Consider the following 782-nt stretch of genomic DNA (forward strand, 5'->3'; position numbering starts at 1 on the left):
TCCCGCCTATGTCGATGTCGCGGTCATCCGCTGGCAGGACTTCACCGGTCAGGCAGCGGTGCTGGAAGGCGACGCTCAGAGCTTTGCCGAGGCAAAGCTTGAGCGGAGCGAGATCAGGCCATGACCACCAAGACTGCGATCCTGCAGGCGATACGCCACAAATGTCTGGACTGCTCCGTCTATCAACCCGCCGAGGTTCGGGAGTGTCCCGTCAGCACATGCGGTTTGTGGCTGTTCAGGTTGGGGATGGACCCCGACCCCAGCCGGACTCGCGGCTTCGCCAAATCCCCCGTGTACACGGACCCTTCCGGGCAAGGCATGCCTACCCCCAAGGCGAGGCAGCGCACAGGAACCGGAGATATTTGAATGGCCCGTCCCAAGCATGTGCCTGACGCCTTCCACCGCCGCCAGGTTGAGGCGCTGGCCGGCTACGGTGTTCCGGAAGCCGAGATTGCCGGCATGGTCGGTGTCGATGCGAAGACGCTGCGCAAACACTATCGGCAGGAACTGGCATTCGGCCACACCAAGGCCAATGCGAAGGTGGCGGAGAACCTCTTTCGCAAGGCAACAGGCGAGGGTCGTGAATCGGTCATCGCCGCGATCTTCTGGCTGAAGGCCCGCGGCCGCTGGAAGGAGACCGCCGTCAACGAACACTCAGGCCTTGACGGCAAGCCGATCGAGCAGGTGCACGAGATCCGCCGCATCATCATTTCACCGCCTGACTGGAAGGAGATAAAGGCATCGCGTGGGTAGCGCCGAACGATCTCGGCGAAGAACCTGAG

Annotated in this window: 1 protein-coding gene; it reads left to right on the top strand. The window is 62.5% G+C overall.

Features of this window, described 5'->3' with window-relative positions:
* Window positions 1–366 precede the first annotated feature (366 nt).
* Window positions 367–753 carry a hypothetical protein gene (locus tag ACXJ7R_RS35035; protein ID WP_457155789.1) on the top strand — a complete coding sequence of 129 codons (387 nt, stop codon included), beginning with the start codon at window positions 367–369 and terminating at the stop codon, window positions 751–753.
* Window positions 754–782 lie beyond the last annotated feature (29 nt).

The sequence above is a fragment of the Mesorhizobium sp. P5_C1 genome, from assembly GCF_054049815.1.

Coding starts and splice junctions, on each gene's coding strand:
- ACXJ7R_RS35035 (WP_457155789.1), top strand. CDS start 367: ATGGCCCGTCCCAAGCATGTGCCTGACGCCTTCCACCGCCGCCAGGTT.